Raw genomic sequence first — 24,155 nt, 5'->3', positions numbered from 1 at the left:
ACAATTGTGACCATCTTCTTTTAGCCTAGTCCATAATTCTTTCCTATGGGTAATTTTTTACATATCAAATTGAATTATATATAGTTTAATGGCACTTTTAAGTGCCATTAAACTTGGGTACCACTTGTGTGACTAGATAAGCACCTATATTAGGAATATTTAACCTTTTTAAACTCAGTGTTCTGAATCCTTTGGTATATTTTCAATAATGCAATGATGAATATCATCGTGATTGTTGAGTGATGTTTCAGCCTGAATAGTGACATGCTCAATACCTAGATTTTGTATGACATTCTCCAGATCATGTAAGAGTATCTGCACTTCCTGCATACTCATTTCTTCACTTACAACAATATGGCAGGATAAAATATAACGTTTACTTGTCAGACTCCATATATGTAAATCATGTACTCCCTGAATTCGCTGGTCTTGAAGAATGGTTTCTTTGATTTCTGCCAAGTCAAATTTTTCTGGTGTACCCTGCATTAAAACATGCGAAGCCTTTACTACAACTGAATATCCACTGCGAAGAACAAGTATTGCAACTAGAACACTGGCTAAAGTATCTGCCCAGGCCCATCCAAAGAAGTAGATACATAGCGCAGCAGCAATTGCGCCAATAGAACCTAACAAATCACTGAGTACATGTAGGTAAGCACCTCTCATGTTCAAGTCATGTTCGGTGTCACTACCTTTAAAAATCATTACTGCAACAATGATATTAATCAGTAATCCAATACTGGCAACGATCAACATCCCTTGTACTTCAATATGTTGTGGCTGCTGGAACCGTAGAATTGCCTCAATAAAGATGTACAGTGCGATACCAACCAGTGTAATACCATTCAATGCAGCAGCCAGTATTTCAAAGCGTTGATAGCCGTATGTTTTATTTTTGGTAATCTGTTTTTGACCGATAAAGACTGCTGCAAGTGCAATACCAAGTGCAACAGAGTCACTCAGCATGTGGCCGGCATCCGAAATCAAGGCCAAACTATTGGTAATAAAACCACCTATAAATTCCACTGCCATAAAAATGGTAATCAGTAAAAAACTTATGGTCAGAATTTTTTTATTACTCGGGATATGGCTGTGGTCATGATCATGGTCGTGATCATGATGGTGTCCTGAGTGATCATGGTTGTGTTTATGGCCATTACCATGACTATGCTTATGCCCAGAATAATCATGGTTATGATCATGTTCAGAGTGTTTATGCTTGTGATCTTGTGTATGGTTGTGCGAAGACATTTTATAGCACTCCTGATTATGGCTCTAACTGACTACGCAATGGATGATTGTTGTAGTAATCACCGATGTATGTAATCTTATTATTTTTAACCTCAAAAAATGAAGCACCTTTAAAAGTGATTACTTTTGCATCTTTTTTACCAGATTGGTCTTTTTTATTGAGGGTTCCCTGAAGCTGCCATTCAACAGCAACCTTATCACCAACAATGAGTGGTGGGGATGTAAGCGTCATCTTTCGATCAGGAATGACTGTTAATAAAAACTTAGGTACCTCAATTACAGATGCTGTACCTTTACGGGTTTCTTCATTACTTGTATTGAAATACTCAACATTCTGGTCAAGAACCTTAGTCAGGTCATCTGGCTGCGTACCATTCCAGATATTAAAATAGCTCTCCACGGTTTCCAAAGCTGTATTGATCGGTGCTTTTGCATGCGAAATTGAAGCTAATCCTAACGTCATAAGAATGAGTAAGAATGTCATGAAAAAAGGCTTTGATTTTTCCTCTTGACCATCAACATTTTGCTTCAATTGATTGATATAAATAATGTTCATCACATTCACCTTAGACTTGAGTAAGTTCATCAGCAATCCGTTCGGCATCTTCCCTGGTATTGACGATTTCATAAGGAATGCCAAATGCCTTTACAGCCATTTCCGTCATCTTTCTGATGGCAACTCTTTTTTCCTGATCAGGTTCAATGCAGATAATTGCCTTACACAATTTATTAAGTTCATCTTTATGGTTTTTAAGCCAAAGACCACGTTGTTTAAAGTCTTCAGGTGTTTCTTGCATTGATAATTGATCATAAACAATCACAAACGGACTGCTCATTTCCAGGAACTCCTGCATTTCCAACTGCCATTGAGGTGAATAGCCTGGAACTGCCTGATCTTGCTTAAACTCAACAAATGGGAAATTTTCTATATCGTGGATAATAAATTTCATTTATATGACCTCATATTCTGTTTCATCTTTTTAGGAGTTCATCTCTTTCCATCAAGAGAAGAACTCCATCAATGTGCTATTTCAAAGATTTACGTTCAATTTGTACGGTATGTTCATTCCAGCCTCCACCTAATGCCTTGTAGAGGTTGACCTGATTATTCAGGCGTTCTAGGCGGGTCTGTATAAGTGCCTGCTGAGATGCATACAGAGTTCGTTGTGAGTCGAGGACTGCGAGATAATTATCTTCACCAGCATCAAAACGTAAGGTTGCCAACTTATGGGCATCCTGGCTGGCCGCAATCATTTGCTGCTGCGATTTGATCTGTTCATCTAGCGTGGATTTGCCAGCCAGCCCATCAGCAACTTCACGAAAAGCTGTTTGTATAGATTTGTCATAGTTGATGACTTCAATCTGCTTCATGATGTGTGAGCGATCCAGATTTGCCTGATTTAAACCTGCACTAAATATGGGCAAGTTAATTTTGGGCATAAAACTCCATGCACCTGTACCTGCATTAAAGAGATTATCCAAACTGGAACTTGCCGTACCTGCCGAACCCGTTAGGGTAATAGACGGAAAAAATGCTGCACGGGCCGCTCCAATGTTTGCATTAGCAGCCTGAAGCTTATGTTCTGCGGCACGAATGTCTGGACGACGTTGAAGTAGATCCGATGGCAAACCAACTGGTATATCCTGCATGACAACCTGATCAGGAATTTTGGGGGACTGGTCCAATTGGACCGCCAGTTCCTGTGTTAATGGTGAGCCCAGAAGTAACACCAGAGCATTACGATCCTGTGCAGTAATACGCAAGAATTTTGCATAATTGTTTTGTGCTGTGCGCAATCCTATTTCAGCTTGGCGTAAGTCAAATCGGGTTGCGTTACCAACATCAACAAGTTTCTTTGTCAAGTCATAAGATTTCTGCTGTGTCGCCAAAGTTGCCTTGGTTAAACCTAACGTTTCCTGATCGGACTTATAGACCAGATAAGCATTAGCAACTGCGGATACCAGACTTAACTGTGATGCTGTCTGGACCTCTTTAGAAGCCAAATAGTTCTGTAAAGCCTGATCACTCAGGCTGCGTACTCGGCCCCATAAATCGACTTCCCATGCGACCGAAGTAACACCAACCTGATACATGCGGGGGTTATAAGCAAGATCAGACGGTAAACGCTGACTGGCTGACTCTGCGGTAACACCCACATGTGGTAAACGGTCAGCACGACGAATACGATACTGTGCTTCTATCGCCTCAACATTTAAAGCTGTCACCTTAAAATCATGATTGTTTTTTAATGCATGATCGATGAGTTGGAGCAAGACAGGATCGGTATAAAAATCATGCCAGCCAATATCGGCTGCGACTGTTTGCTTTCCATTGTTCACTTGCAGCCCTGGATAAGCCTCTCCTGTTGGATAGTGTTCCGACATAGGAGAGACAGGTCGCTCATATATTGGTGCCATTGAACATCCTGCAAGAATAGTGGCAATGGTTAGTACACTCACTTTCTTGAGGAAGGTGTATCGGTTTAAATGAAGTGTTAAATTTTTCATTTTGAACCCTCCTGTACGATTGCTTTGGCCTGATCTCTACGCAGAATAAAATTACGAATGACGACATAGAAAATTGGTGTAAACAGCAAACCAAAGATTGTCACGCCCAGCATTCCAGAGAAAACAGCGATACCCATGGCATGACGCATTTCTGCACCAGCACCTGTGGCTAATACCAGTGGTATCACACCAGCAATAAATGCAATTGAGGTCATCAGAATTGGGCGTAATCTTAATCGGGCTGCTTCCAGTACCGCATCAAAAGGATTCAAACCCTCATCCTCTTTAGCTCGGGCAAACTCCACAATTAAGATGGCATTTTTTGCAGCAAGTCCCACCAGAACAACGAAGCCAATCTGGGTAAAGATGTTATTATCACTACCAGTTACCCAAACACCTACAATCGCAGATAACAAGGCCATTGGTGCAATAAGTAATACTGCAAAAGGCATTGACCAACTGTTGTATTGAGCTGCGAGGAAAAGGAACGCCAAAACAATTGCCAAACCAAAAACCATGACCGCAGTATTGCCTGTATTTTTCTCCTGATAGACCAGATCGGTCCATTCATAGGTCATGCCTTGTGGCAATGTTTCCTGCACAATTTTTTCAATTGCGGCAGTTGCCTGACCAGATGAATAACCTGGTGCAGCGTTACCACTAATATCGGCTGATGGGAAGCTGTTATAGTGCATAACACGATCAGGACCAGAACTACGCTTAATCGTGACAAAGGTCGAAAGCGGAATCATGTCTCCCGCTGCATTTCTCACCTTTAACAGATTAATGTTCTCTGGTTGCATACGGAATGGGGAATCTGCCTGAGCAATTACACGATAAGTACGACCAAACCGATTAAAGTCATTGATATAGATTGACCCCAAGTTAATTTGTAGTGTTTCAAAAATATCAGTCAGTGGTACACCTTGTGACTTCGCTTTTACACGGTCAATATCAACTTCAATCTGTGGAGCATTTGCCTGGAAACTCGCAAGCATACCGACAAGTTCAGGAGTCTGGGAGGCTTTCGCCATAATCTCGCCCTGCACACGTGCCAGTGTTTCAAAGCCTAAACCAGCCCGATCTTCAATTTGTAGTTTGAATCCGCCCATAGAACCTAAGCCAGGTACTGGTGGTGGTGGAAAGATGCCCGCAAATCCGTCAGGAATCTGACTGAATTTACCCATTAATTTTCCAGCAATTGCTCCTGCTGATAATGAGGGGTCCTGACGAGCCTCAAATGGATCAAGCATGGCAAACATCAAGGCAGAGTTTGGTACATTGACTGGACCACTTGGTGTAAAGCCAGGGAATGCCATGACGCTTTCCACACCAGGTTCATTCAGTGCAATTTCCGTCATCTGTTTAACTACAGCTTCTGTGCGGTCTAAAGATGCACCTGTAGGTAACTGGGCGATACCAACTAAATAATACTTGTCCTGTGCAGGAACAAAGCCTTGTGGCACTTTGTTAAAACCTAACCAAGTTAAGCCAAGAAAACCTACATACAAAATTAGCATGATGGCACTTAAACGTACCCCCTTGCGGACTGCACCTACATATTTGTCCGATGCCTTATCAAAAAACCGATTGAATCCTCTAAAGAACCAACCAAATAAGCGTTCGGTTAAATCACGTTTTTTATTTCCAGCTTGATGTGGTTTAAGTAAGATACCTGCTAAAGCTGGTGAAAGTGTTAAAGAGTTGATTGCAGATAAGATGGTTGAAATCGCAATGGTCAAGGCAAATTGGCGATAAAACTCACCCTGCAATCCTGTAAGAAATGCCGACGGAATAAATACAGCAGATAAAACCGCAGTAATCGCAATAATTGGGCCTGTCACCTCAGACATTGCCTTACGGGCAGCTTCTTTTGGTGATTCGCCTAATGCAATATGCCGTTCTACGTTCTCCACCACCACAATTGCATCATCGACCACAATACCAATCGACAATACCAGTCCAAATAAAGTCAATGTATTCAGAGAGAAGCCAAAATAATACATAATTGCAAACGTACCAATCAGTGAAACGGGAACGGCAATTAAAGGAATAATGGATGCACGCCATGTTTGCAGGAACAAGATGACAACAAGCACAACCAGTGCAATGGCTTCTAACAGAGTGGTAATGACTGATTTCAAAGCAGCTTTTACGAAAATATTTGGATCATAAGGAATTTTATAATCCACACCGTCAGGGAAGCTTTTCTTCAATTCTGCCATCGTTTCACGGACTTCACTTGAAACATCGAGTGCATTGGCACCTGGCGTCATAAAGATTTGCAAGGCAGATGTTGGCTTACCATCCAGTAAAGCTCGCATGGTATAGGCATCAGAACCCAGTTCAATTCGTGCAACATCTTTCAGGCGTGTGATTTGTCCAGTGTCACCAGCTTTAACCACGATTTCACTGAATTGCTCTTCAGTGGTTAAACGTCCCAGCGTATTAACAGTAACTTGATAGGCCGATGTTGTATTTGGTTGTTGACCAACAGAACCCGCAGCAACCTGCATGTTTTGTTCACGAATGGCTGTAACCACATCATTGGCTGTTAAACCACGGGCAGCCACTTTTTCAGGATCAATCCAGACACGCATCGAATATTCACCAGCACCACCGATCTCGATATTTCCAACACCTGGTAAACGTGCAAGCTCATCACGCACATTTAACAGTGCATAGTTGGATAAATATAGTGGGTCATGATTCTTGTTGGATGACACCAAATTGATGACCATGAGAATATCAGGTGAGGTTTTTTCAGTGACCACACCAATGCGTTGAACTTCTTCAGGTAAGCGTGGCAATGCACGAGAAACCCTGTTTTGTACCTGTATCTGTGCTTTATCAGGGTCTGTACCCTGTTTAAAGGTGACGGTCAGTACCATCTTGCCATCGGCTGCGGTTTGAGAACTCATATACAACATGTTCTCAACACCGTTCACGGCTTGTTCCAGAGGGGAGGAAACCGTCTCGGCAATGATTTTAGGGTTGGCACCAGGATAACTTGCCATAACCTGTACAGTCGGTGGTGTAATGGCTGGATATTCACTCAATGGCAGCTTAAACAGTGATAAAGCACCGAGAATGACGATCAGCACAGAGATCACGACCGCAAATATTGGCCGATTAACAAAGAAATGAGGGAAATTCTTCATAGTTTATTTCCCCTTTGCGGCACTATCAGTCGGAGCAGACGTTTGCATTGGAACGATATTTGGCTTGACCTGTATTCCTGGGCGAACCAGTCCTTTAATAATGACTTTATCGCCAGTTTGCAGACCACTGCTAATAATCCGCAATCCATCAACGACTGAGCCAAGTGTTACAGGTCTAAATTCAACCGTATTTTTCGAACCAAGAACCAGAACAAAATTATTGCCCTGATCTGTACCCACCGCCTGATCATCTATTAGAATGGTGGACCGTTTATTTCCAGTGGTCAGCTTAACTCTGGCAAACATACCTGGTGCTAATTCTCCTGAATCATTAGCAATAGATGCCCTAACCCGTAGCGTGCCTGTACGCTGGTCAATTTGATTACTTACAAAGTTTAATTTCCCGGTATAAGGGTAAGTTTCTGTATTTGCCAATCCCATTTCGATTGGCAAATTGAATTGCCCAGATTTATTTTGTTCCTTTAGATTGAGAAAGGTTTTTTCATCAAGGTCAAAATAAACATACAGTGGATTGACGGAAACGATGGTGGTTAAGGCTGTAGCATTGCCTGTATTTCCACCAGCAATCAAGTTGCCACTGGTGACAAGAACACGGTCAATACGTCCTGAAATCGGTGCTGTAATATTGGTATAAGATAAATCCAGCTTCGCTGCACTGACGGCTGCCTGAGCTTCCTGTACCTGAGCCTGGCGGTTATTTTTGGTTGCCAGTGCATCGTCATAAACCTTATTGGAGACGGCACCACTTTCGACCAGTTTATTTGCTCGATTATAATCCAGAACAGCTTGGCTGTACTGAACCTCTGCTGCTTTCATTCGTGCCTGGGCTGTATTCAGAGCAACCTGAAAAGGTTCAGGATCAATTTTAAATAATACTTGTCCCTTACGAACATAACTACCCTCGGGAACACTAACACTATTAATGACACCACCAACACGGGACTTGATTTCAACGCTTTGTGGTGCTGATAAGTAGCCAGTATATTCTGCGGTTGGGTTAAGTTCCCGTGTAATTACTTCCGCAACAGGAACTTGAGGGACTGGCATTTGAGCTGCGGCAGCTTGTGGATTGGGTGCATCTGGTTTATTCGTTGCTGTGTAGAGCAAACCACCAGATATAGCCACCCCCACTGCGACAGCAATTACTGTAATTTGTTTTTTCATGGTGCTTACCTTTCATTCAATGCTACAACACGCTCTCAATAAGGTTTCTGCAGCAGTTGCCTGTATGCTAGAGTTTCCAATAATTGGAAGGTCAATAGGTTGTTTTGCATACCTCAAACACATGAACATATAAATAAATATTCATATATAAATTAAATGGATAATTCAAAATAGTTTACCTATCGCCCCTCATTACTTCTTTTAAAGCATTAATGAGATGATGAGCATATCAATCTAATCACAGACCACAATGATATATGAACATATATTCATATGTCCATTAATTAATTCATCAACTGATGTGGTGACTAAATTTATTGATAATAAGTCTGTTTTTGTAGATTTTATGTTTTTTATACACCTTAAAATAATTTAATGATTTTCATTCTATATTGGTTAGAAAAAATGAAAGAGCTTGTCTTTCAAGGTATCAATTTGCCAAGCATCGTACCTGTTGCCGTCTGTGCATATGTTATTTACCGCGTAATTCTTTCTTCTATAAAAATGCTGAATTTACAAACCACTATATGGCATTTTCAGCTTTTCGGATTGCTTACCTATGTATTTGTATTTGACTGTATTTATATTCTAGCAGGAATTTAAAAATGAATAACTTCAAGAAGATTGGCATCACAATCTTAGTTTTTCTAATTGTTTTTGGCCTAACTTATTATATTTATGACAAAGGGATACCTGGAAACTGGACAAGAGACTCACGGATACGTGCAAATATTATTGTTGTGGCGAGTCAAATTGATGGCAATATCACGCATAGCTATATACATGATAATCAATTTGTTCATAAAGGTGATCTGCTCTTTGAAATTGATCGAACAGATTATGAAATTGCCTTACAAAATGCGAAAGACAAGGCAAATGTTTTATCTATAGAAATGAAACGACTCCAGAATATGGTAAGAAGACGTGAGCAGCTTGCAGGCTTTGGCTTAAGCAAAGAGGAAATTGATAATGCTCAACTCGACTACCAAAAAGCAAAGGCTGAATATGCAGTGGCACAACAGGAAATTAAAAAAGTAAATATTGATTTAGCTCGCACTAAAATCATATCGCCTACTGATGGTTACATCACCAATCTACAAACCCAGCAAGGTAATTATATTGAAAAAGGAACATCTCTTGTATCACTCGTACAAAAAAATAGTTTTTATGTTTATGCTTACTTCCAAGAAAATAAGCTTAATAAAATTACAATTGGACAATTAACCAAAATTAACTTGCTGAATGGTAAAACTTTAGATGGAAAAGTAGAAAGTTTTTCAATGGGTATACAAGACTTAAGTGACAGTTCCAAAGAGGGGGAAATTCATAATGTAGATCCAACGTTTGAATGGATCAGATTACCTGTTCGTATTCCTGTTCGTATCCAGATAAATCCTAATCAGCAAGGCTATGATCAATTGATTGCGGGTATGTCTGCCACAGTAGATATAGTAACTGCGGAATAGGACCTGATAATGAAAGACAAAATAAATAGAATGAGTCATGTCATTTTATCTTTGATCGCCATCCAGTTCTTTTACTTCTATTCCGATATAGAAATGAATGCTATTGGAGCTATCATGAGTGTGGTCATTGTTTATCAACCTTATGTTGGAAATTTATTTCTAAAAGCAAAAACACGTTTATTAGCAACATTTATGGGGATTGCCTATAGTTTTTTAATTAGCTATCTTTTCATAGATAATACATATATTTATATCCTCTCTACTTTAATTTGGTTGTTTTTTTGCAATATTATTGCAGGGCTTATCAAACCTGAAAACACCAGTATTTTCTTGTTGGGGGGGTATACATGTGCTTTTATTACAGCTCCTATATATTTACATACAAGTAATATCGAGGTCTATCATAATCTTTTATATAGAAGCTTTGGCATAACATTTGGTGTTGTTATTACTGTAATTATTTCTCTTATATTATTCCCTAAATATCTTCATAAAAATAGTACCCTAGGAAGTTTAAAGTCCATATATAAAGACATAATTAGGATTAAAATTAAAATTAAAATGGAAAAAGAAATAACGACTTCTCAAATAGAAACCCTTATTCAAAAGACCATAAAACTTGTATCTCAAAACACATTAATTAAGTATGAGTACAACATGAGTTTTACACAATCATCAATCTTTGATAGAACAAATAACAATATTATATTATATGCCATACATTCAAACATATATAGATTATTCAAGATCAATAAAGGGGGAATATACTTCACACTTGAAAACCTACTTCTTCAATCAAAATTAAATTCTAGAAAAAAATTATTTTTAGATAATGCGAAAAAAACATTGTATTATAGTAGTTCAATTAAACGCCCTATTATCAGGGCTATTCGGACCATGATTGGGGCTTTTATTATTTTAGCTATATGGTATTTTACTGGTTGGCAAGGAAGCTCTGTGATGTTCTTCTTTGCAATGATTTATATCATGCTACTTTCAGCATTCCCAAATCCATTATTGCATAGTAAAGAAATTACACTAGGAACTATCATTGGTGCAATAGTCTCTTATATCTATCTACATTTCATATTTACACAACCATTTTTTGATGCAAACTTTATTTTTTATATCATGGTACAAATACCTATACTTATTTATGGAGCCTATATTCTCATTGAACCAAAAACCTCATTAAGAGGAATTACTTTCTTAACAACCTTTTATTTCTGTTACTCTCCAAGCAACCATTTTTCTCCAGATTATTTACATTTTATTGATAATACTTTGGGTGTCATATTTGCAATGTTGATTACAACATTTGTCCTAATTTTTGTTTTTCCAGAACCTAGTCCAAAACCGATTTCTTATTCACTTTCGCAATACATTAAGAAAATATCGAAAAAACTTAAATATCAAAAAGACTTTAAAAACAAAAAAATTACTCAAGATGATGAATTAATTCAATTAATTATCCACAATCAGAGTAATCAGATGGTAGCAAACTCAGTCCTAAATTTTTGTTCTTTCATGATGATCCTTTCCGAATTACTCTCTTATCATCAATCCGATAAAGAACTTCTCATTCTAGTTCAAAAAGTTTTCAGTTTCTGGGCAATTGAAAGAAGTATAACTTATAATCAGGAATTGTATGATCAATTTAAAATGTTCAATGCTGGCACAAATGAGAAAGAGGCTATTCCTGAATTGTTTACACATTTTTTTGAAGAGATTAAGCCATGAGTTTAGAAAGCAACTTTTACAACTACAAACATAATATTGATTTAATTAAAATTGAAAATGTTTCAAAAACAGAAATTATGTTTGTTAATAAAAAAATGATGGGGAACACTGAAATTGTTTTACATCAACACGACTGGGGGCAGTTGAATATTATTGATAGTGGTTCTATTGAAATTAACATTAATAATCAAGAGAAAATTATTTCACCTGCTGACTATGCAGTCTGGATACCAGCAGGTATTTACCATTCAAGCTACAATAATGAAAATGTAGATTATTACTCTCTTTCTATACCGATGGCATTAGCTGAGAAGTTACCCAATCGCCCTAGAATCATTGAAGTATCTCAAATTAGCCGCGCAATAGTTAATGATTTTTTATTTAGAAATATCAATCACATAAAGACAATTAAGGATAAAAATCTTGCTACTGTACTATTAGAACAATTTGAGGATGCCGTAGACAAACCAAGTTTCTTACCTTTTACTAATGATAAAAATTTAAAACCTATTTTAGATTATTTTCATCTCTACCCTGAAAACAATGATTCTTTAAAGTCTTGGGCTGAAGCCTTATATGTAAGTGAAAAAACGTTAGCGAGACGGTTTCAAAAAGTCATTGGGATGACTTTTTTAGAGTGGCGCTCTAGATTTAGATTTATAAAATCTACAGAATTTTTAAAAACATCTCTAACAATTCATGAAATTTCAAATAAATTAGGTTATAGCAATCCATCATCCTTTATCATAATGTTTAAAAAATTTACCAATATGACGCCTGAAAATTACAGGAAGCAATTTAAAAAGTAGTTATATTTTCAAAATATATTGAGTTAATTTTCATTAATATGACTTACCATATCTAGTATGACCTGACTAACATGCATATCATCTATCTCATAAAATACTTGTTTAGCTTGACGCTCTCCTTTGACTAAACGGGCTGAACGCAATAAACGTAGATTGTGACTGACCAAGGACTGGGATAAATCAAGGGCATCACTGATTTCACCTACTGAACTAGGTCCACGCATACAAAAAAGTAGAATTTTAAGTCGTGAAGCATCACCCAATAGCCGAAATGTTTCAGCTAAAGACATAATCTCCTCTTGAGATAATTCTGTAGGGTGATCTTTAAAACTCATATTTATACTTAAATTCCAGTCATTAGCGAAAATATAGATGTTTACATATTCTACCCTTGACCTTTCCATAATGGCAAGGTTTATGCTCTTAGCAACTGGATAAGCTCTATAGGTATATCTTATGGGAACAGCAACAAATAAGCTTTCTAATAATATGAAAGTTACATTAAAAATTGAAGGTATGACATGTGCCAGTTGTGTTGGACGTGTTGAAACTGCTCTCAAAAAAGTTAATGGTGTACAGTCAGCCTCGGTCAATCTGGCGACAGAACGTGCAGATATTGTACTTGATCAGCCTGTGGATCGTCAGGTACTGGTTCATGCCATTGAACAGTCAGGCTATGATGTGCCTGCAAATAATATTGAATTATCAATTAAAGGCATGACCTGTGCCAGTTGTGTAGGTCGTGTCGAAAAAGCCCTCAAAGCCGTTGCAGGTGTAAAGGAGGCCAATGTCAATCTTGCGACTGAGCGTGCAACAATCAGTGGTACAGCAAATGTCGATGCCTTGATTGCCTCAATTGATAAAGCTGGTTACGATGCCAAAGAAATTCTGGCTTCTATTCCTGACCAGACAGAGCAGCTTGAGAAAAAAGATCAGGAACGTGCTGAACTTAAACGTGATTTGATTCTCGCCACTCTGTTGGCTTTACCTGTGTTTATTCTGGAAATGGGATCTCACCTTGTCCCTGGTGTACATCAACTGATTGATCAAACTATTGGGATGCAGAATAGCTGGTATTTACAATTCATCCTGACCACGCTGGTTTTGGTTATTCCAGGACGAAGATTCTATCAGAAAGGTTTTCCTGCATTATTCCGTCTAGCCCCTGATATGAATTCTTTAGTCGCTGTGGGAACATCAGCAGCATATTTGTTTTCTATTGTTGCCACATTCGTACCAAATATCCTCCCATCAGGAACGGTGAATGTGTATTACGAAGCGGCTGCGGTGATTGTGGCATTAATCTTACTAGGTCGTTTCCTTGAAGCAAAAGCCAAAGGGCGAACATCTGAAGCAATCCAGCGTTTAGTCAGCTTACAGGCCAAAACTGCCCATGTTTTACGCAATGGTCAAATGGTGGATATTGCAATAGACCAAGTGGTTGCAGGTGACATTATCATTGTGAAACCAGGCGAAAGAATCCCTGTCGATGGTCAAGTCACTGATGGAAAAAGCTTTGTTGATGAATCCATGATTACGGGTGAACCAATCCCTGTGGAAAAAGGCATTGGCAGTGATGTGGTGGGCGGTACCATTAACCAGAATGGCACGCTGACTTTTACCGCTGTGGCGGTGGGTGGCGAAACTATGCTGGCTCAAATCATTCGTTTGGTTGAGCAGGCACAAGGTTCTAAAATGCCGATTCAGGCTGTGGTGGATAAAGTGACCTTATGGTTTGTACCTGCGGTGATGATTGCTGCGGTGCTTACATTTCTGGTCTGGCTGATTTTTGGTCCATCACCAGCCTTAACTTTTGCATTGGTTAATGCAGTGGCAGTGTTGATCATTGCCTGTCCTTGTGCAATGGGATTGGCGACACCAACCTCAATTATGGTCGGTACAGGTCGTGGTGCAGAGTTGGGAGTACTGTTCCGCAAAGGCGAAGCCTTACAACTGTTAAAGGATGCCAAAGTTGTTGCAGTCGATAAAACAGGGACATTAACAGAGGGTCATCCCGTACTGACTGACTTTGAAGTGACCCAATTCTTTGAGCGTGATTATGTCCTAGGCATGGTTGCGGCTGTTGAATCCCGTTCTGAACATCCGATTGCTAAAGCAATTGTTGATGCGGCAAAAAGTGAAAACCTGACTTTACCTAAAGTTGATACGTTTGATTCAGTCACAGGCATGGGTGTCTGTGCAACCATCAATGGTAATGAAGAAATCAATATTGGTGCAGACCGTTATATGGTTCAACTTGGTATTGATGTTGCCCCATTTGCTGCCACAGCTCAGCGTCTGGGTGATGAGGGTAAATCACCACTTTATGTTGCTGTCGATGGTGAACTAGCAGGAATTATTGCAGTTGCTGACCCAATCAAAACCACAACGCCAGCAGCGATTAAGGCTCTACACCAATTAGGTCTTAAGGTAGCAATGGTGACGGGTGACAATGCTCGTACTGCTCGGGCAATTGCCAAACAATTGGGTATTGATGAAGTGATTGCTGAAGTTCTACCAGAGGGTAAAGTCAGTGCGGTTAAAGAGCTAAAAGCAAAATACGGCAATATCGCTTTTGTGGGTGATGGGATTAACGATGCACCCGCTTTGGCTGAAGCTGATGTCGGACTTGCGATTGGTACAGGTACAGATGTTGCAATTGAATCTGCCGATGTCGTATTAATGTCAGGAAACTTACAAGGTGTTGCCAATGCGATTGCCTTGTCCAAAGCAACGATTGGTAATATTCACCAGAACTTATTCTGGGCATTTGCCTATAATACTATGTTGATTCCTGTTGCTGCTGGTATATTGTACCCAGCCTATGGAATACTGATGTCCCCAATCTTTGCAGCAGGTGCAATGGCTTTGTCCAGTGTATTTGTGCTCGGCAATGCATTACGTTTACGTCGATTCCAGCCACCATCCGTCAGTCAGGGCTAAGGAGGATATGATGAACATTGGTAAAGTCTCTAAAGCTTCAGGGGTTACCGCAAAGATGATTCGTTATTACGAGCAGATTGGTCTGATTCCCGCTGCGGGACGTAATAATGCAGGATATCGCTCTTACTCAGCAAATGATGTTGAACGTTTAAAGTTTATCAAGCGAAGTCGTGAACTTGGTTTTTCAGTAGCGGAAATATCAGACCTACTTGATTTATGGAATGATCGCAGTAGACAAAGTGCTGATGTCAAACGTCTGGCTCAGGATCACATTGAGAAGCTGGAAGAACGTATCCATGACCTACAGCAAATGGAAAATATCCTCAAGGACTTAATCGACTGTTGTGCTGGTGACAATAGACCTGATTGTCCGATCCTTGAGGGATTGCAAGAACCTAGTAACGAAATAAAAGATGTTCACCATCATAACGATCTGCTTTCTGTTTCGCCTTTAAACCGAAGGAAATAGTAAAAAAACAAGGGTAAACTAATTTACCCTTGTTTTTTATTAATGTTTAGAACATGTTAGGGTTCTAGAATTTACTATATAAAAATATATTGATATATTTTTACTTGAGACATTAAGTTTCTTGAGAATTTTAAATAACTTTTATATATCTGTATTGATTTAACTACTTGACATCTGAGTTTTAATTTTTTGGATTTTTTCATATAACCATATATATTTTTTTAGAATACTTGGAGCAGTATCTGGTTTTAAATAAGGCTCAATAAAGCTCTCAATATGAGCAATAAAGTTAACATAGTTTTCAGGATTGTCCATTTCACCTGCAAATTTTTCTAAATAGTCTACATAATAATGTCCATCATTATCTTTAGTGAGTAAACCCTTGGGTTTAAATGTATAGTTTTTTTCATTTTCTAGATCGTAGATTCTTTCCTGATCATCAGTTGCTCTTACTTCAGCTAACCATTGTTCATAATCAGCCTCAATTTTATCATGTAAAATAATACGAGGAAATTCAGCAACCTTACTTTCAAGCTCGTAGGCTTCTACCATTGCAGGACCAAAAACCATGTTCTCATCATGATAAATTTCGCCTATGGTCAGTGCACCTCGTAATAATATATTGTGTTGCCATACTAGTATAGCTTGCAACCAAATAAGTGGTATCAAAGAAAAAAACAAATTATTGGTTTGACGTACTGGAAATGAAAAGACAATACAATCTGAAAAAGTAGAGTATTTGACTTGTTGGATTTGATCAGGATGATAGTGTTGTTTCAGTAAATCACCAATTAAATCAAAAGCCTCCTTGATATTATTAATTTTATCTTGATTATTTGGTAGTTCAGTTTCATCAATTATTGCTTTGAAACCTAATATGTCAATAAACGCAACTATGCGTTGTTCATATTATATAATACTCATCAAAAACCCCTTAAAAAATATCTATTTTAACTTAGTTTTACTAAATTGGATAAATTAATAAAGCTTGTTTTTTTGTTAGCGATTCTATAATTATTAGTCATATTTGAAACAGTTGCTATTGTATACACGGAAAAATATGGGACAGCCACAATATAAAATTAATATTAGATAAAATCCATTACAAGAGTAGAGCACTATTGCAAATTAACTACAAGTAGATTTCTTTTACTTTAGTAATAAAGCGACTCCTTTGAGTCGCTTTATTATTTTGTTCACTCTTAGCGAGGAGGAAAACCAGCCTCTGTTAAAGCCTCAACCACTTGTTGCTGTGTTGCAGTTGTTTCAACTTTCACACTGCGACTTGGCGGATCAGTAATTACCTTTGCATTAGCATCAACCGCTTGAATTGCTCTGGTGACACCTCGTGCACAACCACCACAGGTCATACCTTCAACATGAAATTCCATATTTAACTCCACTATTATTCAGAATATATTTAATATAAACCTTATCATTATTGTAAGGTCAAGCATTAATATTAAAGTATCAATGTCCCTCAGAGACATAATTGATAGTGTACTTAGGTATTTCTACCTCCAAGTTTTCATCTTGGACTTTAACTTGGCAAGATAGTCTTGATTCGGCCGTGAGCCCCCAAGCACGGTCCAGTAAGTCCGCCTCTACATCATCCATTTCTTCTAAACTGTCGAACCCTTTTTTCAGGACAATATGGCATGTTGTACATGCACCTGATAAATCGCAGGCATGTTCGATGGGAATGCCATGATCCAATAAACTTCGACATAAATTACTTCCACTTTCAATTTCAAGTTCCGCACCCTGTGGACAAATCTTTTCATGCGGAAGAACTATAATTTTTGGCATATAACATAATCCTCAATTCATTAAATTTATAGATAAAACAAGGGGCTTTTAAAAGCCCCTCATTTAAAAGAACATCGAATAGAGAAGTATCTACTTATGTTTACTTAACCATTCATTCATCATCTTGATTTCTGATTCCTGGGCAGAGGTAACATCTTCAGCAAGCTGACGCACTTCTGGATCAGAACCGTATTGAAGAACTACTTTAGCCATATCAATTGCACCTTGATGATGAGGAATCATGCCTCTCATGAAATCAACATCAGCATTTCCTGTAAATGGAACCATCATATCTGCATGCATTTCATCATTGACCTTAATGTATGCTTGAGTTGATGGGCTATCTTCATTTTTGCTGTCAGAATGATTTTTGTTTTTTGCCAACCATTCATTCATCATCTTGATTTCTGATTCCTGGGCAGAGATAACATCTTCAGCAAGCTGACGCACTTTTGGATCAGAGCCATATTGAAGAACTACTTTTGCCATATCAACCGCACCCTGATGGTGAGGAATCATACCCAACATAAAGTCAGTATCTGCATTTCCCGTGAAATCAATACCCATTCCGCTGTGCATACGAGTATTTACTTCCATATAGGCATTTGTAGATGGATTATCTGTTTTAGCTGAACCATTCATATCATGGTGCATTGAATGGCTTTCATGTTTATTCTCACTCATTGAATTATCCTTTGGAGCGTCAGAAGAGGAACACCCCGCACTAAATACAATCGCACCGACCATTAACATTGGAACAAAGCGTTTCATGGAGCTATCCTCTTACTACAATTATGAAAAAATAATGGGTAATAAGCTCGGAAGTTATTCTTTCCTATCTGGTACATCATTACCCTTGATGTAGTAACTCTATTCTTTCCAATTATGGTAAGGTCAACACCTAATCAAATAAAAAATTAAAATACTTAAAAACAAATACTTAACAACAATTGACTCAGTAGTACGTCACAATAATCAATAGAATTAAATAAATCACCTCCAATCAAAAATAATATTTTTATATAAAAATCAATTTGATATGTTTCTTCATGGTTTCACAATTATTTATTTTACTATTGGATGCACTACAAAAGACTACAAACATTCTCAAACTTTATACTTAAAAAATTGGTGGTGTTTCAAAAAGTATGCTGAAAAAAACAATATGGCTTTTGATAAAATAGAGGTATGAAAATAACGCTACAAATCAAATGTCCTACCTGTCTAAGTAACAATATAAAGAGAAATGGCATCAAAGTAGATGGGAAACAAAACCATCAGTGCAAAGATTGCAAACGTCAATTTATTGGTGATCATGCATTAAGCTATCAAGGGTGTAACTCAGGTATTACCGGCAAGATATTACATTTAATGGTCAGAGGAAGCGGTGTAAGAGATATTGCTGAAGTCGAGCGTATCAGCATTGGCAAGGTATTACGAACCTTAAGTGAATCGATCTATCAGATTCAGCCTAAACAAAGCCACTACGAATGTCTTGAAGTCGATGAACTTTGGACTTTTGTAGGGAATAAGAAAAATAAACAATGGCTTATTTATGCCTACCATCGAGAATCTGGAGAAATTGTTGCTTATGTTTGGGGTAAGCGGGATTTAGCAACGGTTCAACGTCTTAAAGCTAGACTTAAAAAGCTTGGGGTTCAATATGCTCGAATTGCGAGTGATGACTGGGATAGTTTTATCACAGCATTTCAATGTTGCAAGCAAGTGATCGGTAAGTTTTTTACCGTCGGTATTGAAGGTAACAATTGTAGAATTCGTCATCGAATCAGGCGTGGATTTAGGAGAAGTTGCAACTTTTCTAAAAAGCTCGAAAATCATTTTAAAGCCTTTGATTTGACTTTCTTTTACCTTAATAACGGATTTGTTTAACGCCAGCATACTTTTTGAAACACCACCTAGGATCGCTTGGTAAGGCTGTGTTAGCCGGATGCTTACTACGTAGATATAAAAAATGCCCATCATTCGGGCATTTTCTTTTTAATGGTTAGGCTTACCAAGGTCTAGGCTCTGGTGGGCGTGATGTGTATTCATTATCCATATTGTTTTCAGATTCATTGTCTTGGTCCAATTCTGGATCTGTTTGTTTGTAGCGGTTTTGGTAATCTTGCTGCTCAATTAAATCTTCTAGAGCCATTTCTTTAAAGTGACCAACAAGTAATGAACGTGTTTCTTCTTGGTATTCTGGTTCTTGCGCTAATTGACGTCCAATTTCATTCGGTAGTTTATTGTCGTAGATATATTTTAGGTTGGTTCGTTGTGTTTGTAGTGTAGGTTGTGGGTTAAACTCGTCAGTAAGGGAAACTACTTTAGCTTCACTAAAACTAGTGCCACAATTAAAAACGGCTCTGGTCGCGTCTTGAAGTATATCTTCTTCGTTCTGTATGTTTTCCATTTGGCTTAAACCCTTTATTAAAGTCAGAATCTTAAAATTAAGAGATGTATTAAGATACCCAATTATACTTCAATAAATTTTCAATTTGTACCTTTAACGCTTCTTGCTCTAATCTGTCTAAACCTATTGTTGCGATGTTCTCTAAAAACTTGTCTTTATACTCGTTGTAACTTTCTATATCGTCTTTTTTAATGGTTTTGTCTAGATTTAACGTAAGCATGAGGTTTAATACTTTTAATATTTTTAGGTTCTTCCGTTTTTTGAGAACTTCAATAGGATCTAATTCAAAAGTATTTATTTTATCTAGTTTTTCTTTATAAGTTATTGCCATTAAAGGATTTATGCTTTGGTTGAGTATGTAGGATAACTCTAAAACAGTTATATCTTTCCCCATATCTTTAGATACAGATTTCTTAATTTCCGACAGTAAAATTAAGTGAGATGTAAACTTTGCTTTATCCATAATAGTCTCTTGTATTTAAACTAAATCATTAAAACAATTAGCAAGTCATGTTTAAACTTTCTGTATATACCAATAACAGTTTTGTGGTACATTATTGCTAATTTAAAAACCATTGTTATTTGTAATAAAATGGTTTTAATGATTCTTTGGTTAAAAGGTATTAAGCCTTTTAGTTAAACGTCTAACTTGTAATTTATAACACTTTGCTTTTAGTCGTCTTAAGTAAGCGATGTATAAGAAGCATTAAGAAAAACGGTGAGTTAGCTATGAGTTTATTTTGTCAATCGACAAATCCGAATTGTGATGGCGACCAAGCCGTTACTCTTCTCTCATCTATCTTTGGACACGACTTCATCAATGCGTTTATCAATGCGTCTGGACCAGCCTCGACAGTACCATCATCAGGTTTACTCACTAATATATTATTAGGCGGTGTAGCTAGTGTGGCAATGTCGTTGGTTTTGGTTTTTGCGATCGGTATTGGTTTAACAGCACTTTTGAAAAGCGCCCAGGACGGTGAAGCTTTCGGGAAAGATTCAAAAGTCACTACGATGTTTTCCCGAATATTATATTCGATTATTTTACTTTTACCTACGGCGTCCGGCTACTGTTTCATTCAAGTAGTCGTGCTAGGTATGGTGCTATGGTCAAATAATGTATCCAATACAATTAATAATAGAACGTTAGGCGAATCCTTAATGGCTTCGGCTAGTTTGTCAGATACGCACGATCATCAGCGTGACATCTTTGGATTTAGGAAAAATGCGCCTGTTATGCTTCGCCAGTTGCATTGTATTAACGTTCTAAACCAAGAGTTTTATACTCTACCGCCAGCATTCGGGCGCTATTTTAGTGATGGTGCTTATGGGGCGAATGCTAATCCTGGTGTTAGCATGACTGCAGTAGAGAAAAAGCAAAACTACATTGATAAAACCGCTAAAACTGCAAGTAACTGGACATCTGTTACTTATAACTTCGCTTACGCTGACAGCCGTTTAGAAGTTGGGGGCAAAAAAGAGCCGATCTGTGGCGGTGCTTCAATGAACGTTGTTAATCCAGCTGCGGTTAATGCTGAGTTAATGGACATTCCTGTTTATAAACTTCGCCAATCAGATCAAAACAAGATCAACGTTGCTTTGGCAAATGTTCAAGCTAAGTTACAACAAGAAAAGAACAATCTATATCGTCAATTCTTTATCGATTTAGAAAAGTGGTATATCGCATATCAAGTAAGCCCTAATGCCACTGAACAGGAAGGAACATTCCCGATTAGTAAAGCTGCTATGGATGCTTTCAATGCGCTAGTTGATAATTATGTGAATAAGAGTCATACCGTAACGAATAATGTTCTGACTTCTGAAAATGGCTATACTGCGGTTCAAACTGTTGTTAATACGCTAAATCAGCGCGGTTGGATGATGACGCCTGAAGCTCGTATTAAAGTAGGTCAATATCGCGCTATTGTTGAGAAGTATATTACTGAACCTTTGTGGACGTTCAGCCCTCCTACACTGAATTCAGCAATCATGAGCAACTCAAAAGGTGAAGCAATTTATAACACCGTTTATGTTGCAATGGATAATGCTGTTGGTAGCATTACATCCAACAATAATTGGGTGGCAAACGGCGATATTGCCGACTCTACCAACTTAATATCAATGTCTACCGATGGTGGTGACTCAAACAAAGTATCCAACATCGATCAAAAGTTTTCGGCATATGGTTCTGCTTGGGCAACAAACATTACTAAATCATTGGTAATGGGTGTATTGGTCGGTGAAAAAGGCGATGCGGAATTATTAAATAATAATTCGTCAAGCTCAAATATCAGCCCTACTACATTGCACCGCAATACGAATGTTATCCGTAATATTCAAGATACTGGTGAAGCAATCTTAGTCTATAAAGCTGTGGCTCAAGGTACTGTTGTCGGCATGAAATTAGTCGTGCTTACTGCTCGTTCTGGTTCTGCTCTTGTTCAATGGGTACCAGGGCTTAAGGGCGTAACTGAAGAAGGCACCAACGCTTTAGAATATGCCGTTGAAAATATCTTTGCTCCTATCCTTGGTCAGCTAGTAACGTATTTGACGATTCTTGGTGTGTGGATGGCGGTTGTTATTCCATATATGCCAATGATCTTCTTTGGTCTAGCTTGTGTAGGTTGGATCATCCATATCCTATACGCTGTGTGTGGTTTGCCTTTATGGGCGCTAATGCACATGATCCCTGAGCGTACTTTTGTCGGTAGCCAAACACAAGGTTATGTCACGGTATTAACGTTGTTCATGCGACCAATATTTATCATTGTTGGTTTCTGGATGGCTGAAATTATTATCGGGCCAGCTCTTGTTACGCTTACTGATATGTTCTTTAGCTACCAAGGTGCAATGAGCATCGCTTATTCATCTAATACGTTTACAGTTATCTTTACTGAGCTGATTACGTTTATCTGGAAGTTCTTCTTATATCTATTCTTGATGACTTCAGCGATCTACCTGATTTACGGGTTGGTATTTAGTGTTGCTGACCAAGTACAACAATGGATTGGTTCTGGATTGAATGGCGGTCAGTGGGGTGAAACAAACTCAAAAGAAGCTATTCAAAAGTTTGGTGGCGCTGCAAGTACGTTGTCTGGTCCATCTCCAGCATCTCGCCGTCCTTTACCGCCTGGTAGACGTCCTGATGGTGGTAAGGGTGGTCCAAATAATCCGAAAGGTGGTGGTGGTGGCAATGGTGGTACAGGTGGTAATACATTAGGCGGTACTGGTAGTACGACTGCATATAGCCCTGTAAACATGCCAGCTAGATCCGCTTCTTTTGGCGCTGCAACTGGTGGTACAGGTGGTATTACTCCAAGTGGTGTCACTGGTGGTACGGGTGGTAGAACTGGTCTTGGTGCTAAACCAACATCACCTACCCCAAGCCAAGGTCAATCTACATTCGGTATGGGTGCTACAAGTGTAAGTGGTACAAATAATACGCCTACTACTGGTGGTGGTCTATATGGTGCAAATGCTTACGGAAAAACAGCTTCTACGTTTAATCGTGGTGTAGCTAAAGCATCAGCATCTAAGACTGGTTCTACTTTCGGTAGTGTGAATGTTGCAAGTGGTACTGGCTATACGTATGGTACTGGTTCGACTCCTAATGCACGTTTTGGTGCTAGTTCTAGTGCAACCAAGAAATCTAATATTTCTGGCCGTAGCACTATGACTAATCGTGTGCGTTCAGGTTTAAGTTCAACTCTGTCTAAGTTTAAAGGTAAACCTTAAAATCTAGACAATAAAAAATGGTGCTTTATAAGCACCATTTTTTTTATCAAAATATTCATAATTAAAAGTTGATTTTCTGAATGTTGTTTTTGTTTGTAGAGTTAAAAATAAATCTACGAACGCCGATATTAACAAGTTGCTGTTGATCTTTCTCTAGCTGACCAACTGCATGACTGTAAGCACGGTTCAAATTGTTATATGAACGGTTTTGCACAAGTAAGTCAAAGTTGTTGATACGCTCTTCTTCTAACTCAATTTGCTTGTTATTAAGCTCGATGTCTTTTGCTTTCATTTGGGCGCAAACATTGTTGTACTTGTTCGCCAGCTCATTGTGCTTGCTTGTAACGTCATCAATGTGTGCGTTCGCTTCAGTAACCAATTCGTTGTACTGATTTGTAATACCTTTGATTCTGTTTTCTAGCATTTCAATGTGAGCTAACAAGGCATTTTCATTCTTCATGTGTACTTTGTTTTGGATTAAAAAGTCTAATCCCATTGAAGCACGGTCAATCGCTTGGTCGAAAGTAGCGCTTAAAACGTGTGCGTGATTTAACATATTTAGATACCTCACTACTTTTATTAAATTGAAATATTAAAACCATGTAACCTTATTCTTAAACCTATCAACAAGATTAACGCTATATGTATATACTATCTTAAAACAAA

At 38.3% G+C, this 24,155-nt stretch carries 21 protein-coding genes; 7 read left to right on the top strand and 14 right to left on the bottom strand.

Annotated elements, in window-relative coordinates:
- Positions 1–174: 174 nt before the first annotated feature.
- From AC13CK_RS08280 to AC13CK_RS08255, 6 genes are all read right to left on the bottom strand, one after another.
- Positions 175–1,251 (bottom strand): cation diffusion facilitator family transporter, encoded by a 1,077-nt coding sequence (locus tag AC13CK_RS08280; RefSeq protein ID WP_131229832.1) that lies wholly within the window; start codon positions 1,249–1,251, stop codon positions 175–177.
- 16 nt (positions 1,252–1,267) lie between these two features.
- Positions 1,268–1,807, bottom strand: coding sequence for a nuclear transport factor 2 family protein (locus tag AC13CK_RS08275; protein ID WP_227555122.1), 540 nt, complete (start codon positions 1,805–1,807; stop codon positions 1,268–1,270).
- A 10-nt stretch (positions 1,808–1,817) separates the two neighbouring features.
- A complete protein-coding gene (locus AC13CK_RS08270; RefSeq protein WP_131229828.1) occupies positions 1,818–2,201 on the bottom strand; it encodes a hypothetical protein in 384 nt (127 codons plus the stop codon).
- Between the two features lie 76 nt (positions 2,202–2,277).
- The gene (locus AC13CK_RS08265; protein WP_178927750.1) at positions 2,278–3,759 is read right to left on the bottom strand and encodes an efflux transporter outer membrane subunit; all 1,482 of its coding nucleotides are present in this window, start codon (positions 3,757–3,759) and stop codon (positions 2,278–2,280) included.
- Entirely contained in the window at positions 3,756–6,920 is a 3,165-nt protein-coding gene (locus tag AC13CK_RS08260; RefSeq protein ID WP_279733561.1) for an efflux RND transporter permease subunit, read from the bottom strand. The genes AC13CK_RS08265 and AC13CK_RS08260 overlap by 4 nt, the downstream gene beginning before the upstream one ends.
- Before the next feature lie 3 nt (positions 6,921–6,923).
- Positions 6,924–8,072: an efflux RND transporter periplasmic adaptor subunit gene (locus AC13CK_RS08255; protein ID WP_482831077.1), complete on the bottom strand. Its 1,149-nt coding sequence runs from the start codon at positions 8,070–8,072 to the stop codon at positions 6,924–6,926.
- 638 nt (positions 8,073–8,710) lie between these two features.
- Here AC13CK_RS08255 and AC13CK_RS08250 point away from each other — a divergent pair.
- The 3 genes from AC13CK_RS08250 to AC13CK_RS08240 are packed head-to-tail and all read left to right on the top strand — an operon-like array spanning position 8,711 to position 12,120.
- Positions 8,711–9,571: an efflux RND transporter periplasmic adaptor subunit gene (locus AC13CK_RS08250; RefSeq protein WP_482831076.1), complete on the top strand. Its 861-nt coding sequence runs from the start codon at positions 8,711–8,713 to the stop codon at positions 9,569–9,571.
- A 9-nt stretch (positions 9,572–9,580) separates the two neighbouring features.
- Entirely contained in the window at positions 9,581–11,311 is a 1,731-nt protein-coding gene (locus tag AC13CK_RS08245; protein WP_482831075.1) for an FUSC family protein, read from the top strand.
- Positions 11,308–12,120, top strand: a complete 813-nt coding sequence (locus tag AC13CK_RS08240; protein ID WP_482831074.1) for an AraC family transcriptional regulator — start codon at positions 11,308–11,310, stop codon at positions 12,118–12,120. Before AC13CK_RS08245 ends, AC13CK_RS08240 begins: the two co-directional genes overlap by 4 nt.
- A 23-nt stretch (positions 12,121–12,143) precedes the next feature.
- Here the strand turns inward: AC13CK_RS08240 and AC13CK_RS08235 are convergent, their stop codons facing one another.
- Entirely contained in the window at positions 12,144–12,455 is a 312-nt protein-coding gene (locus tag AC13CK_RS08235) for an ArsR/SmtB family transcription factor (RefSeq protein WP_336943650.1), read from the bottom strand.
- 121 nt (positions 12,456–12,576) lie between these two features.
- Between AC13CK_RS08235 and AC13CK_RS08230 the strand changes: the two genes are divergently transcribed.
- Both AC13CK_RS08230 and cueR read left to right on the top strand, forming a co-directional pair.
- Positions 12,577–15,063, top strand: coding sequence for a heavy metal translocating P-type ATPase (locus tag AC13CK_RS08230; protein ID WP_348923407.1), 2,487 nt, complete (start codon positions 12,577–12,579; stop codon positions 15,061–15,063).
- Between the two features lie 10 nt (positions 15,064–15,073).
- Positions 15,074–15,532, top strand: coding sequence for a Cu(I)-responsive transcriptional regulator (gene cueR, locus AC13CK_RS08225; protein WP_087527711.1), 459 nt, complete (start codon positions 15,074–15,076; stop codon positions 15,530–15,532).
- A gap of 159 nt (positions 15,533–15,691) precedes the next feature.
- On the opposite strand, the gene AC13CK_RS08220 is transcribed toward cueR, so the two are convergent.
- From AC13CK_RS08220 to copM, 4 genes are all read right to left on the bottom strand, one after another.
- The gene (locus AC13CK_RS08220; protein ID WP_087527712.1) at positions 15,692–16,102 is read right to left on the bottom strand and encodes a hypothetical protein; all 411 of its coding nucleotides are present in this window, start codon (positions 16,100–16,102) and stop codon (positions 15,692–15,694) included.
- Between the two features lie 632 nt (positions 16,103–16,734).
- Complete coding sequence (locus tag AC13CK_RS08215) at positions 16,735–16,923, bottom strand: heavy-metal-associated domain-containing protein (protein ID WP_087528920.1); 189 nt, start codon at positions 16,921–16,923, stop codon at positions 16,735–16,737.
- A gap of 79 nt (positions 16,924–17,002) precedes the next feature.
- Entirely contained in the window at positions 17,003–17,341 is a 339-nt protein-coding gene (gene fdx / locus AC13CK_RS08210; RefSeq protein ID WP_087528921.1) for an ISC system 2Fe-2S type ferredoxin, read from the bottom strand.
- Positions 17,342–17,431: 90 nt separating this feature from the next.
- Positions 17,432–18,112 carry a CopM family metallochaperone gene (gene copM / locus AC13CK_RS08205; protein WP_087528922.1) on the bottom strand — a complete coding sequence of 227 codons (681 nt, stop codon included), beginning with the start codon at positions 18,110–18,112 and terminating at the stop codon, positions 17,432–17,434.
- 417 nt (positions 18,113–18,529) lie between these two features.
- Between copM and AC13CK_RS08200 the strand changes: the two genes are divergently transcribed.
- Positions 18,530–19,231 carry an IS1 family transposase gene (locus AC13CK_RS08200; protein ID WP_087528928.1) on the top strand — a complete coding sequence of 234 codons (702 nt, stop codon included), beginning with the start codon at positions 18,530–18,532 and terminating at the stop codon, positions 19,229–19,231.
- Positions 19,232–19,352: 121 nt separating this feature from the next.
- On the opposite strand, the gene AC13CK_RS08195 is transcribed toward AC13CK_RS08200, so the two are convergent.
- Both AC13CK_RS08195 and AC13CK_RS08190 read right to left on the bottom strand, forming a co-directional pair.
- Positions 19,353–19,754 (bottom strand): hypothetical protein, encoded by a 402-nt coding sequence (locus AC13CK_RS08195; RefSeq protein WP_005028669.1) that lies wholly within the window; start codon positions 19,752–19,754, stop codon positions 19,353–19,355.
- Positions 19,755–19,803: 49 nt separating this feature from the next.
- Positions 19,804–20,217 carry a hypothetical protein gene (locus AC13CK_RS08190; protein ID WP_005028668.1) on the bottom strand — a complete coding sequence of 138 codons (414 nt, stop codon included), beginning with the start codon at positions 20,215–20,217 and terminating at the stop codon, positions 19,804–19,806.
- A 266-nt stretch (positions 20,218–20,483) separates the two neighbouring features.
- On the opposite strand from AC13CK_RS08190, the gene AC13CK_RS08185 reads away from it, so the two are divergent.
- Positions 20,484–23,489, top strand: a complete 3,006-nt coding sequence (locus AC13CK_RS08185) for a DotA/TraY family protein (RefSeq protein WP_005028667.1) — start codon at positions 20,484–20,486, stop codon at positions 23,487–23,489.
- Positions 23,490–23,550: 61 nt separating this feature from the next.
- Here the strand turns inward: AC13CK_RS08185 and AC13CK_RS08180 are convergent, their stop codons facing one another.
- Entirely contained in the window at positions 23,551–24,045 is a 495-nt protein-coding gene (locus tag AC13CK_RS08180) for a spectrin repeat-containing protein (protein WP_005028665.1), read from the bottom strand.
- Between the last annotated feature and the right edge of the window lie 110 nt (positions 24,046–24,155).

The sequence above is a fragment of the Acinetobacter sp. L-24 genome (assembly GCF_056857555.1).
The sequence above is the reverse complement of the archived record's forward strand: the minus strand, read 5'-3'. Positions and strand labels throughout refer to the sequence as shown.